This window comes from Pseudomonas sp. PA27(2017) (assembly GCF_001945445.1).
GTDB lineage: Bacteria > Pseudomonadota > Gammaproteobacteria > Pseudomonadales > Pseudomonadaceae > Aquipseudomonas.
In genome coordinates, this window is the sequence record NZ_MSXW01000007.1 from 1 (window position 1) to 13,024 (window position 13,024).

The window sequence follows — 13,024 nt, forward strand, 5'->3', positions numbered from 1 at the left end:
TCCACCAAGCACTGAATGACTCGGGCTTGGCCCAACAGAGCAAGCGCTGCCAGGCGGTTGAAGGAATTGGCCCGCTGACGGCAGCGGCCCTGAACATGGCTTTTCTCAGAGGCACTTTTCGCAATAGCGATGCGTTCATCGCCTTCCTGGGACTGGATGTGCGCATGAAGGAATCAGGGCGATACTGCGGGCAACGCAAAATGACCAAGCAAGGTGACCCAGAGATCCGCCGACTTCTGCACAACGCTGCGATGGCGGCTGCGCGCAGTCAGCGGTGGCACGACATCTATCAGGGCTACCTCAAGCGTGGGCTCAAGCGAACAGAAGCCCTGACCATCCTGGCCCGTAAACTCGCTCGTATCGCCTTTGCGCTGATGCAGAAGCAGGTCGATTACAACCCCGAAAAAGGGGGATCCTTGACATAGAATCTTACAATGACCGCGAGCATCCCAACGCCCGCGTGGGAGCGTCACCCCCGGCGCGAAGGCGACTGCGGCCATACCGCGTGAATGGCGCGGTGCTCACGATTCGCCGCGGGTCGCGTCTCCTACAATGATCGCGAGCATCCCAACGCCAGCGTGGGAGCGTCGACCCCGGCGCGAAATCGATTGCGGCCCTACCGCGATGACGGCGTCGTGCTCGCGATTCGCCGCGAGGTCGCGTTTCCCACAGGGTTCGTGAGCAACTCAACACTTGCTTAGGAACATCACCCTCGCACGTCAGCGGTTCATAGCGGCGCACCCAGCCAGGCCGAGACCAGGAGCAGCACGGCCATGACCTGATTGAAGCGGCCCATGGCCCGTGCCGAGGTGAATAGCCGTGCGGCGCCGCGCCCCAGTAGCGCCCAGCACCCCAGGCACGGCAGGGAAATAGCCAGGAAGATCGCCGCCAGCAACGCCACGCGCAGCGCTTGGCCGGGCCCCGGTGTGGCGAACACGCTGACCACCGCCAGGGCCATCATCCAGGTCTTGGGGTTGACCAGTTGCAGCGCCGCGCCGGCGAACAGACCGAGGCGTTTTTCGTCCGCCGCGGCCGCACCATCCAGCGCTGCCGCGGGGCTGCTGAAGATGCGCCAGGCCAGGTAGCTCAGCCACAGCACACCGAACCAGGCCATCGCCCATTGCAGACGCGGATGCTGCTGCAGCAGCTCACCGAGGCCGAGCCCCACCGCCACCACGATGGCCGCAGCGCCGAAACAGGCACCGAGTACCAGCGGCAGGGTCGCGGCCACGCCGTATCGGGCGCTGCTGCCCAGCACCAGCACGTTGGTGGGCCCCGGGGTGATGGAGGCGACGAAGGCGAACAGCATGAAGGGCAACAGCTGAGTCATGAACGGGCTCCTGAACGATCCGAGCCCTGATCATCGGCGCAAGCGCCTCAGCGGTCTGGAAGCTTTGAGCAGCGGCGCTGATAGTTCGCCGGGGTGATGCCGTAGGCGCGGCGAAACCAGCGGCCCAGGTGGCTTTGGTCGGCAAAGCCGAGAATCGCCGCCACCTGCACCGGCGGCTCGCCGCGGGCCAGCAGGTGCCGCGCACGGGCCAGGCGCAGTTGCACCAGATAGGCATGGGGCGCCAGGCCGAAGGCGGCCTTGAAGGCGCGGCTCAGCCGAAAGCGATCAACGCCGCAGGCCGCGGCCAGGTCATCCAGGCCGATATCGCGGGTGTGCTGGTCATGCAGGAAGTCCCGCGCACGCTGCGCCACCAGCGGCAGGCGCGGGTCGACATCCAGGCGGCGACGCCAGTGCAGACGTTCGGTGAGGCCCGCCAGCAGGCCGTCGAGGGCAGACTGCCTGACCATGCGCAGCTCCTGGCGATGCAGGGCGCCGAACGCTTCGACTACCGAGGCCAGCAGGCGCGGGTCGCTGGCCAGGGTGGCGCCGAAACCGGGCAGGCAGTCGGCTGGCGCCTGCTCGAACAGGCTGCGCAGCTCACGTTCCAGCCACTGGGTATCCAGGTACAGCATCGAGTAGGTGAAGCCTTCCGGCTCCGGCGCGTGGCCGTCGTGCAGTTCGCCGGGCTCGAGCAGGAAGACCTGGCCCGCCAGGCTGCTGTTCAACTGCTTGCGGCAATTGAACTGCTGCACGCCCTGTTCGGTGAAACCGACCAGATAGGCGTCGTGCCAGTGGGGGTCGTAGGCGTGCCCGCGAAAATGCGCGCGGATGGTCTCGATACCGGTGTCTGCGTCCTGGGCCAGGTCGACCCAACTCTGCGCGCTCATGCCTGCTCCAGCGCCACGGTGTGTGGACTGATGATGCTAACCGACCTGGGGTGCCCTTTCTGGAAGTTTTGAGCAACCGTTCATCTGGCCCGTGCCATGCAGCGCTGGTGGCGCGTATCGACGCGATCGGCGAACCAGGCGGTGGTCAGCCGGCGGGTGATCTTCGGGCTCTTGAGCACGATGCCCGGCAGCAGTTCGCGCGGTACCGGCTTGCCCTCCGCTGCGTCGGCCAGGGCGAACACCCGCTCGTACAGGCGGCTGTCCTCGAAATCCAGGCTATCGCCCTCCTCCAGATCGCGGCGAACCGCGCGGTCGCTCATGTCCAGACGCTCGCCCAGGGAGCGTACTGCCAGTTCGGTGGCACTGGCCTTGCTGCTGCCGTGGATGATCAGGTCGCCGTCCAGCGCCAACGCAATCCCCGAGGCACTGGTGACGGCATTCTGGAAGGCGGCGTTGCGGCTGGCATACCAGCCGGCGTTGAAGTCGGCGAAGCGGTACAGCGGTTTCGGGTAATTGGCCGGATAGCCCAGCAGGTGGGCAATGCCGAAGTACATGCCGCCACGGCGGCTGAACACCTCGCGGCGGATCGAGCCGTCCGGCGGATAGGGATAGCCCTCGGCATTGGCCTGGGCGAAGGCGATGCTGACCTGCATCGGCCCGCCTGTGCGCACGGGGTTGAGGGTACCGAAGAGTTGGCGACCGAGGGGCACCATGCCGGTGAAGTCGTCGAAGATTTCGCTCAGCTGCTTTTCGGTGCGCACGCTGTCCAGCCGCTGTTGGTAGGTCTTGCCGGTCGGCGACTCGATGCGCAGCGCGGCGTTCACCAGCAGCCGCGGGATGTGCAGGCTGGCGGCGCGGCGGTCGATTTCCGCCCGGGCGATCTTTGCCAGCCCCGGCACCGGCGGGTCGGCGTTGAAGGTCGATTCCTGTTCGGTCACCGCCAGCACGGCGCAGATGTTCTCGGTGGTCGGCGCGATGTCCTGGGCGGCGAAGGCGGCGTAGATATCGGCGGCCCAGCCTTCACGATCCGGCGTGTTGATCGGCATCAGCCGTACGATCTGCGCGCGCACTTCGGCCGGTTTCGGCGCCGGCCCCCGTGACTGGGAGGCGCAACCGGCCAGCAGCAGAATCGATAACGCAGCGGATGAACGCAGGAAAAAACACCTCACCAGTGGCTCCTCGGGATGATCGGGCTTGAGCCTCTGACAACGTCAACGCCGCGCCGTCCGCGATTATTTCGGCCTCAGGCGCTCGCGGCCAGGCGTAAGCGGTTCGAACCGACCGACAAGCGAAGCGGTCTACCCATCACGAAGGCCCGCGATACCTGGCCTGCGGACGAGGAGCGGGTTGCGCTCCAGGATCGATATGAGCAAGGAGATCCACCATGGTTACCCATTACAAGATCGACGGTCATCTCGCCTGTGGCACCCACGGCGAAAAACTCGCCTCCAGCAGAGAGCTGAATCAGGTGAAATGCCGTAACTGCCGCAACACCGAGGTGTACAAGCAGGCGCGTCGCGACACCCGCAACGCCGCACGCCGCGCCGCACGCAAATCCAAGGTCGCGCAGCCGCGTACCGATTGGCGCACCTCCTGGCAGCAACGCCTGGCCGACCTGCCGGGTCGCAACCGCCTGCCCAGAGGGTTCGCTGAACAGCCTTACGTGTAAGGATCGCGGTGGCCTCAACGAGGCCCGCAGCTGATCGCCAAAGGGGTGGGCCGAGCAATCGACCCACCCCTCTTTGCCTTACTGCGGCTTGATAACCAGCGTACCCAGCGGTGGCAGATCCAGGCTCAGCGATTGTGGCTGACCATGGCTGACCACCCCCTCGCTGAACAGCCCGCCCTGGCTGCCGGCATTGGAGCCGGCATAACGCTCGGCATCGCTGTTGAGCAGCACGTGCCAGGCGCCTTCTTTCGGCACACCGACACGGTAGCCGTTGCGCGGCTCGGGCGTGAAGTTGTGCACCACCAGCAGCGGTGCGCCGCTCCCGTCATGACGCAACCAGGCGAACACGCTGTTACTGGCGTCATCGCCGATCAGCCAGGCGAAACCCTCGGCGCTGCCGTCGAGCTGGTGCAGCGCCGGCTCGTGGCGGTACAGCCCGTTGAGATCGCTGACCAGTTGCTGAACGCCCTTGTGCTCGCCGTAGCGCAGCAGATACCAGTCCAGTTCGTGGTCGTGGTTCCACTCGCGCCACTGGCCGAACTCGCAGCCCATGAACAGCAGCTTCTTGCCGGGATGGCTCCACATGAAGCTCAGGTACAGGCGCAGGTTGGCGAACTTCTGCCAGCGATCGCCGGGCATCTTGTCGAGCAGGGAGCGCTTGCCGTGCACCACTTCGTCGTGGGAGATGGGCAGCACGAAATGCTCGGAAAAGGCGTAAAGCAGGCCGAAAGTCAGCTGATGGTGGTGGTGGCGACGGTGCAGCGGATCCTCGGCGGCGTATTTGAGGCTGTCGTGCATCCAGCCCATGTTCCATTTGTAGGAAAAGCCCAGGCCGCCTTCCTGGGTCGGTCGGCTGACACCCGGCCAGGCAGTCGATTCCTCGGCGATCACCAGTGCGCCAGGCACTTCCTGGGCGACCACGTCGTTGAGATGGCGCAGGAAGTCGATGCTTTCCAGGTTCTCGCGCCCGCCGAAACGGTTGGGGATCCACTCGCCGTCCTTGCGCGAATAATCGCGGTAGAGCATCGAGGCCACGGCATCCACGCGCAGCCCGTCGATATGGTAGGTGCGCAGCCAGTGCAGTGCCGAGGCCAGCATGAAGCCGTGCACCTCGGTGCGGCCCAGGTTGTAGATGTAGGTATCCCAATCCTGGTGGAAGCCCTCGAAGGGATGGGCATACTCATAGAGCGCGGTGCCGTCGAACTGGCCCAGGCCGTGGGCGTCGGTGGGGAAATGCGCGGGCACCCAGTCGAGGATCACGCCAATGCCGGCCTGGTGGCAGGCGTCGACGAAGGCGGCGAAATCCGCCGGGCTGCCATAGCGAGCGGTCGGGGCGAATTGCGACAGCAACTGATAGCCCCAGGAGCCGCCGAACGGGTGCTCCATGATCGGCATCAGCTCGATATGGGTGAAGCCCAACTGCTGCACGTAGGGAATCAGCTGTTCACTCAGCTCACGCCAGCTCAGCAGGCGGCCATTCTCGCCGCCCTCGCGGCGCCAGGAGCCGGCATGCAATTCATAGATCGACATCGGCGCCTGGTAGCCCTGCTGGGCCTGGCGCTGCTCCAGCCAATGGTCATCGTGCCAGTCGAACTGCAGCGGTGCAGAAACTACCGAACCAGTGGCCGGCGGCAACTCGCTGGCCAGCGCCATGGGGTCCGCCTTGAGCGGCAGCAATCCATCGCGGCCAAGAATCTCGTATTTGTAGACTTCGCCGGGCGCCAGGCGCGGAATGAACAGCTCCCACACGCCGCTGGGCTGGCGCAGGCGCATCGGATGGCGGCGGCCATCCCAGCCGTTGAAGTGGCCGACCACCGACACCCGTCGGGCATTGGGCGCCCATACCGAAAAACGCACGCCCTGCACGCCTTCGTGAGTGGTGAACTGCGCGCCCAGGCTCTTGCCCAGCTCACGATGGTTGCCCTCGGCGAACAGGTACAGGTCCATCTCGCCGAGCAGCTGACCGAAGGCGTAAGGATCCTCGGTTTCCTGTACGCCAGTACCCCACTGGATGCGGTAGCGATACGGCACCTGCTGCTCGATGCGTATGCTGAACAGCCCCGGCACGCTGGACTGTTCCAGGGTGCCGAGCACCTCGCCACTCACCGCATGGATCAGCTCGACGCCGAGGGCGCCGGGCAGGTAGGCGCGGATGGTCAGCCCGTGGGCGAATGCATGGGGGCCCAGAATCGAAAACGGATCGCCATGCTCGCCCCGTATCAGGGCCTCGACGGCGGCGCGCTCGATACCCGCCACCTGGCGTTCGGTTTCTCCATTACTCATCGTTTACCGCTCCCCAAGAGATACTTGCTCAGCTCTATCAACCCTTGCACCGGAACTTCCAGCCAATCGGGACGATAGCGCGCTTCATACAGAATTTCGTAAGCCGCCTTTTCGATGCAGAACAGCGCCAGGGCTGCCACTTCACCTTCACGGTCGTGCCAGGCGTGGGGCAGATCGGCAGCCGCCAGCCGGTAGGCTTCATTGAATGCGGTTCTGGCCTGGCTGCGATACAGCCCGGCGATATGCTGGCGGGCCTGCTCGGCCTCGGCCGTGGCGTCGGCGCTCTGTGCGCTGCGCATGGCCATGGCGGCCGCGTAGTCGAAGGAGCGCAACATGCCGGCGACATCCTTGAGCGGGCTGTAGAAAGCGCGGCGCTCCTCCAGGGTGCGGGTCGGTTCACCTTCGAAATCGATCAGGTAGGCGTCGCCCTGCACCACCAGCACCTGGCCCAGGTGCAGGTCGCCATGCACGCGCATGCGGATGCCGCCCGCCGAACGCCGCGCCAGGTCTTCGACCCGTTCGAGAATCTGCTCATGGCGGGCGGCCAGCCAGTCTGCCTGGTTGGCGGCTTCACCCGGCAAGTGCCCGCGGCCCTCGGCGATCACCTTCAGCGCTTCACGTACCTGCGCGGTGATGTTCTGCGACCACTCGGCCACTTCGGCGTCGCCGGTCTCGTGGTAGCCGAAGTCCGGGTTGTCGCTGGCCTGGCCGAGGGCGACATGCATCTCACCCAGGCGCTTGCCCAACAGGCCGGCGAAGGTTTCCAGCTCGGCCAGGGCGCCATGCCGGTTCTCCTTTTCGACATGCCCGCCGGCCAGTTCTTCGCGAACCGCGCGCTCCAGGTTGTTCAGCGTCCACTGCCAGGCATCGCCCTGATTGTGCAGATAACCCTGCAGGATCATCAGCGTGTGGGGCACGCCCTGCTCGTCCACGCGGCGCACTTCGCCCAACAGCGGTGCGATATGCTCGAAGCCGGCCGCCGTCAGGTAGCCGCCGATCTCCGCCTCCGGGTGAATGCCCGGCAGCACGCGACGTACCAGCTTGAGCACGGCTTGCTCATCGATGATCGCCGAGCTGTTGGATTGCTCCGCGGAGATCAGCTTGACCTTGGCATTGCTCAGGTCGCCCAGCTCCTGCAGGCGCGCGGTGGGCAAGAACTGGATCTCGCTGCCCTGCCAGCCCAGCACGCTGCGCTCGCCCAATTGGCCCATCACATGGCGCACGAAACCCGGCAGCGTATAGCCGTCGGTGAGCAGCCCCAGCTGACTACCGCGACGCAGCCGGGCCAGGGCCAGTTGTTGCGACAGGCCGCTGCCGACGTCCTGCTCGCCTACGTAGCCGAGCGGCACCTGATAGTGCTCGATACTGCCGCACTGGCGCACCACCTCCACTTCACTGAGCACGTAAGGTTGATCCGCGCTGCCGAACGGGACGGCATACAGCAGCTTCACTTGCCTGACGTCCTCGGCCCCGCCGGAGAACCAGCGGCGCTTGGGCAGGTAGGCCGGCAGCGACTGCTGCTCCAGGATCGCGCGAGCCGGCAATTGCAGCAGCTCGCCGAGTTGGTCGTTGATCACCAGGATGGTCAGCTCCGGCATGGGGTCGACCGATGTTGAATGCGAGCTGGTCATTTGCGCCTCCTCGGCGAGCAGAAGCCAGTAGATGCCAGAGGACGACCGAGTGAACAAGCCATCGAGTGGCCCGGTCCGCAGCGGTCATCGGTAAAGGTGCAGCACCAGGCTGGGCGCGCCATCGACCGGCTCCTCAGCTCGCCACGCGGATGCGCCAGATGCCGAACGGCTGATGCCAGGGCTCGATGCGCATCCACTGCGTCTTGCCGTGCCAGTGCCAGGTGTGGCCGGTCATCAGGTCTTCACCGTGGGTAGTAGCGTGGTCATCCAGGCCCAGTTCCCACAGCGGCAACTCGAAGTGCGCCTCCTGAGCGTTGTGCGGGTCTAGGCTGACGGCCACCAGGATGAAGTTCTCACGATCGGCGGTGCGCTTGCCGAAATACAGGATGTTGTCGTTCCAGCAGGTGTAAGCCTGAAACCCCAGGTGAGTCTGCAACGCCGGGTTCTGCCGGCGGATACGATTGAGCTGGGCGATTTCGGCGACGATGTTGCCCGGCGCCTGGTAGTCGCGCACACGAATTTCGTATTTCTCCGAATCCAGGTATTCCTCTTTGCCCGGCACCGGCAGGGATTCGCAGATCTCGAAGCCCGAATACATACCCCACAGCCCCGAGCCCATGGTCGCCAGCGCGGCGCGGATCAGAAAGCCCGCGCGCCCGCTGTGGTGCAGGAAGTAGGGGTTGATGTCCGGCGTGTTGACGAAGAAGTTGGGGCGATAGCAATCGCGCCAGGGCGCCTCGTTGAGCTGGGTCAGGTAGCTTTCCAGCTCGGCCTTGGTGTTGCGCCAGGTGAAATAAGTGTAGCTCTGGGTAAAGCCCACCTTGCCCAAACGCGCCATCATCGCCGGGCGGGTGAAGGCTTCGGCGAGGAACATCACCTGCGGATGGGTCTTGCGGATATCGGCGATCAGCCATTCCCAGAACGGCAGCGGCTTGGTGTGCGGGTTGTCGACGCGAAACTGGTACACGCCCAGTTCTACCCAGCCGCGCACCACGTCGCGCAGCGCCAGCCACAGGTCGGGCACCGCGTCCCTGGCGTAAAAGTCGACGTTGACGATGTCTTCGTATTTCTTCGGCGGGTTTTCGGCATGGCGGATGGTGCCGTCCGGGCGCCAGCTGAACCAGCCGGGGTGCTGCTCGAGCCATGGGTGATCGGGCGAGCACTGGATGGCGAAATCCAGGGCGATTTCCAGATCGTGCTCGCGTGCCGCCTCGACCAGCGCGACGAAATCCTCGCGGGTGCCGAGCTGCGGGTGAATGGCCTCGTGGCCGCCGTCCGGGCTGCCGATGGCGTAGGGGCTGCCGGGATCGTCCGGCCCCGCGCTCAGCGAGTTGTTGCGGCCCTTGCGATGGGTAGTGCCGATAGGATGAATCGGCGGGAAATACAGCACGTCGAACCCCATCGCCTGGATCGCCGGCAAGCGCCCGATTACGTCACGCAAGGTGCCATGGCGCTCGGGGTCGTCGGTTTCCGAACGGGGAAACAGCTCGTACCAGCTGGCGAAGCGCGCCAGCGGGCGCTCCACATCGAGCAGATAGGTAGCGCTGCGGGTGCGATGCGGATGGCCCTCGGCGCGGCGCACCAGGGCTACGGTTTCGGGCGCCAGCAACAGCGCTACGCGTTCGTCCAGGCTTTGCAACTCCTGCAGCTCATCGCACAGCGCCAGCAGGCTGACGGCCAGATCGCCCTCGGCCCGATCAGCGGCCTCGCGCAGCAAGGCCTGGCCTTCCTGCAACTCGAGGTTGATGGTCACCCCGGCGCCGAATTTCTTCGACAGCTCGTAGCAGTAACTGGCGTAGATGTCCCACCAGGCCTCGATGAGGAACTCCACCTCGCCGACCCGCTGCGGAGTGATCTCGGCCTGCCAGCGCTCGAGGCCGACATCCACCAGCGGTTCACGGTGCCAGTCCGACGCGCCCACGTCGCGCCACAGCACCTCACCGGCCAGCTTGTCGTGGCCATCGGCGAAGATCAGCGCGCTGACCGTGACCCGATCCCCGGCGATGGCCTTGGCAGCGAAGCGCCCCTGTTCGACCTGCGGCTCGACCTCCTCGATGGCCAGGCGCGGTAAATCCAGCGCCTGTTCCAGCGACAGCTGGCGATGGCTGAGACGAACGGGTTCTTGCAGAAAAGCGGCTTGCGGATCAGCGGACGGCATCGAAACGGGCTCCTCACGCCTGGCAGGCGTATAAGCTGTTGCACCGTGGCACGCCACGGGCTGTACGCGACAGTGCGTACCTGAATGCGGATTTGCCGAGCGCCCTTTAACGCCCCATCGAGTGCAGACTCTCGGCCTGAGAGGCGCCGTTGCCTTGCACGTCGACGAGGCGCTGCGGGGTGCCGCGACCTGTCTATCTCCGAACCTGGCGTGTTTGCCAAAGTTCATAGTTTCCGAGGCGAGGCAGATGCGCCTCGGAAACTGCACACGATCTTTTAGGGCGAGATCAAATTGGCTGCTACAAGGCAGAAGCAGTCACCCAAGCCAACCTGTGGGAGCCCCGACCTCGGGGCGAAACGATTGCAGCCTGACCGCCTATCGGCGGTGCCTGAACGAATCGCCGCGAGGTCGCGGCTCCTACAGTGGATTGAATAACGACCGCTCCCGCCACGTTGCAGTCAATACGCTGAAGTCGAGCCGCAAGGTCGAGAACAGGCTCTCAGAGAGACTCGGCGCCGAGCTTCCTCCACATCGCCTGGGTAATGCGCTGACGATTGGCATAACCATCCCAGGGATCACCCTTCAGCTTGGCCAACCGCTCTTGAAGGTTGCCGATATGCCACTGCTTCGAGTCGCGCAACTGCCCCAGCTCCTCGCGGTTGATCGGTACCGATACCGGCAAGCCAGGCCGCGCGCGCACCGAATAGGCAGCCACGGTGCTGGCACCGCGGCCGTTGCGCAGGTAATCCAGGTAGACCTTGCCGATGCGGTTCTTCGGGCCCATGCGGGCGCTGAAGCGATCCGGCAACTCGCTGGCCATGAATTGCGAGATCGCTTTGCCGAATGCCTTCAACGTGTCCCAGTCGACATGCCGGGCCAGCGGCACCACCAAGTGCATGCCGGCACCGCCGCTGGTTTTCACGAAGGTTTCCAGGCCCAGCTCGTCGAGCACCGAAAGGCTCAGCCGCGTGGCCTCCAGCACGGCGCGCCAGGGCAGCGCCGGATCCGGGTCGAGGTCGAGGATCAGCCGGTCCGGCCGTTCGATGCTGGCGTAAGCGGTATTCCAGGTGTGCAACTCGATGGCGCCCATCTGCACCGCGCCGACCAGGGCCGGCAGGCTGTCGATGGCCATCAAGCGGTCATGGCCTGGGTCGAGGTCGGCATCCAGATGACGGATATTGGGAATCGCCAGGCGCTCGGCATGCTTCTGGAAGAACTGTTCGCCGCCCACGCCGGCTGGTGCGCGCAGCAACGATACCGGCCGGTTGCGTACGTCGGGCAGCAGCCAGTCGGCAATTTCGGCGTAGAAACGTGCGAGCTGCGCTTTGGTGGTGCCGCTCTGCTCGTCGATGACCCGCTCGGGATGGCTGACCGACACCTCGCTAATCTGCTCACGCCCTTTGCGCGCCGAAACCCTGCCGGGCGCTTTCCTTACTGACGCGCCCTCTTCCACATCCTTGGCTGACGCTACCTGCTCCTCGACGATCTGCTCGGCCGGCTTGTCGCTGCGCTCGCCAACGAAGGCGCCCTGACGCACCAGGCCTTCTCCGGTCCAGCCGGCAAAGGCCACCTCGACCACCAGTTGCGGCTCGATCCACTGCACGCCACGGCGCTGGGCCGCGCCTGGCTGCTTGTGCAGCGGCGAGTCATCACGCGCCAGCGCTTTCATGCGCTTGTGCAAGTTGGCGAGCAGCGTCTCGTTGAAGCCGGTGCCAACCCGCCCTGCGTAGCGCAGGCCCTTCGCTTCGTTGACCGCCAGCAGCAGCGCACCGAAGCCCGAGCGGCTGCCCTGGGGCTTGGTGAAACCGACCACCACGAACTCCTGGCGCTGCCGGCACTTGAGCTTGATCCAGTCGGCGCTGCGCGAGGACCGGTACGGGCTGCCAGCGCGCTTGCCGATCACCCCTTCCAGGCCCAGGGCACAGGCACTGCCCAGCACACTCTGATGATCGACCTCGAAGGCCTCGGAAAACCGTAGCGGACCTTTGCGTTTGGGCAGTTTCTGCTGCAGCGTCTTGCGGCGCTGCTCGACCGGCAACTCGCGCTGGTCGACGCCATCTAGCCAGGGCGCGTCGAACAGGAAATACAGGATGTCGCCGCTGCGGGCGTCATCGAAAGCGTTCTGCAGCGCCTGGAAATCCGGCATGCCCTGTTCATCGAGCACCACAGCCTCGCCGTCCAGCCAGCTGTCGCCGAGCTTGAGCTTTTCCAGCGCTTTTGCCTGGGGCGCCATACGGGCCGTCCAGTCATGGCCGTTGCGGCTGAATAGGGTCACCTCGCCTTCTTTGACGCGGGCCATGATCCGGTAGCCGTCGTACTTGATCTCGTAGAGCCAGTCGCCGGCCGGCGGCGATTCGACCAGGGTGGCCAGCTCTGGCGACAGGCTGTCCGGCATGGCCACCTCGGCGGCTTTCTTGCGGCTCGGCTGCACCTTTGGCTCGCTGCGCGATCGGGTTTTCTGCGCCTGATTGGCGGCGGGCTTTTCCATGCCACCAACCAGCTCGCCACTTATCACGCTGGCCGGCAGCTCGCTGACGATGTCGTACTCGGCTGCAGGCCGGGCCACGTCATCCTGCTCCTTGATCAGCAGCCATTGCTGCTTGTCGCCGCTGCCCTTCAGGCGCGTGCGCACCAGCGTCCAGGCGCCACTGAGCTTTTCACCGATCAAAGTGAACTTGAGCTTGCCGGTTTCATACCCGGCAACCGGATCGCCCTCGGGCTGCCAGATACCGTGATCCCAGACGATCACGTCCCCTGCGCCATAATTGCCCTCGGCGATGCTGCCCTCGAAGCTGGCATAAGCCAGCGGGTGATCCTCGACATGCACGGCCAAACGTTTCTGACTCGGATCCAGGCTTGGGCCCTTGGGCACGGCCCAGCTTTTCAGGGTGCCTTCCAGCTCCAGACGAAAGTCATAATGCAGGTGCCGGGCATCATGCTTCTGCACCACGAACGTCAACGCACCCGCCTTGGCCCGGCTGCGCCGCGCAGGTTCGCGAGGCTCGCTGGTGGAATCGAAATTGCGCTTGCGGTTGTATGCACTGGTTGCCTTGGCCATGGCCGCTC

Annotated in this window: 9 protein-coding genes; 2 read left to right on the forward strand and 7 right to left on the reverse strand. The window is 65.1% G+C overall.

Going from position 1 to position 13,024, the window contains the following annotated elements:
- Window positions 1-425, forward strand: a 425-nt coding sequence (locus tag BVH06_RS02610; protein ID WP_139315550.1) for a transposase, incomplete at its 5' end; no start/stop codon positions are given.
- Window positions 426-727: 302 nt separating this feature from the next.
- Here BVH06_RS02610 and BVH06_RS02615 read toward each other — a convergent pair.
- The 3 genes from BVH06_RS02615 to BVH06_RS02625 all read right to left on the reverse strand — a co-directional run bounded on the left by BVH06_RS02615 (window position 728) and on the right by BVH06_RS02625 (window position 3,386).
- Window positions 728-1,330: a LysE family translocator gene (locus BVH06_RS02615; RefSeq protein ID WP_075931421.1), complete on the reverse strand. Its 603-nt coding sequence runs from the start codon at window positions 1,328-1,330 to the stop codon at window positions 728-730.
- Between the two features lie 47 nt (window positions 1,331-1,377).
- Window positions 1,378-2,217 carry an AraC family transcriptional regulator gene (locus tag BVH06_RS02620; protein WP_075933088.1) on the reverse strand — a complete coding sequence of 280 codons (840 nt, stop codon included), beginning with the start codon at window positions 2,215-2,217 and terminating at the stop codon, window positions 1,378-1,380.
- An 80-nt stretch (window positions 2,218-2,297) separates the two neighbouring features.
- The gene (locus BVH06_RS02625) at window positions 2,298-3,386 is read right to left on the reverse strand and encodes a DUF1615 domain-containing protein (protein ID WP_139315551.1); all 1,089 of its coding nucleotides are present in this window, start codon (window positions 3,384-3,386) and stop codon (window positions 2,298-2,300) included.
- A 215-nt stretch (window positions 3,387-3,601) separates the two neighbouring features.
- Here BVH06_RS02625 and BVH06_RS02630 point away from each other — a divergent pair, with 215 nt between their 5' ends.
- On the forward strand, window positions 3,602-3,886 hold the full coding sequence (locus BVH06_RS02630) for a hypothetical protein (RefSeq protein ID WP_075931424.1): 285 nt from the start codon (window positions 3,602-3,604) through the stop codon (window positions 3,884-3,886).
- Window positions 3,887-3,964: 78 nt separating this feature from the next.
- Here the strand turns inward: BVH06_RS02630 and glgB are convergent, their stop codons facing one another.
- The 4 genes from glgB to ligD form a co-directional block, all read right to left on the reverse strand.
- Window positions 3,965-6,169, reverse strand: coding sequence for a 1,4-alpha-glucan branching protein GlgB (gene glgB / locus BVH06_RS02635; RefSeq protein ID WP_075933090.1), 2,205 nt, complete (start codon window positions 6,167-6,169; stop codon window positions 3,965-3,967).
- A complete protein-coding gene (locus BVH06_RS02640; protein ID WP_075933091.1) occupies window positions 6,166-7,800 on the reverse strand; it encodes a putative maltokinase in 1,635 nt (544 codons plus the stop codon). Before BVH06_RS02640 ends, glgB begins: the two co-directional genes overlap by 4 nt.
- Before the next feature lie 133 nt (window positions 7,801-7,933).
- Window positions 7,934-9,958, reverse strand: coding sequence for an alpha-1,4-glucan--maltose-1-phosphate maltosyltransferase (locus tag BVH06_RS02645; protein ID WP_256575115.1), 2,025 nt, complete (start codon window positions 9,956-9,958; stop codon window positions 7,934-7,936).
- A 499-nt stretch (window positions 9,959-10,457) separates the two neighbouring features.
- On the reverse strand, window positions 10,458-13,016 hold the full coding sequence (ligD, locus tag BVH06_RS02650; RefSeq protein WP_075933092.1) for a DNA ligase D: 2,559 nt from the start codon (window positions 13,014-13,016) through the stop codon (window positions 10,458-10,460).
- Between the last annotated feature and the right edge of the window lie 8 nt (window positions 13,017-13,024).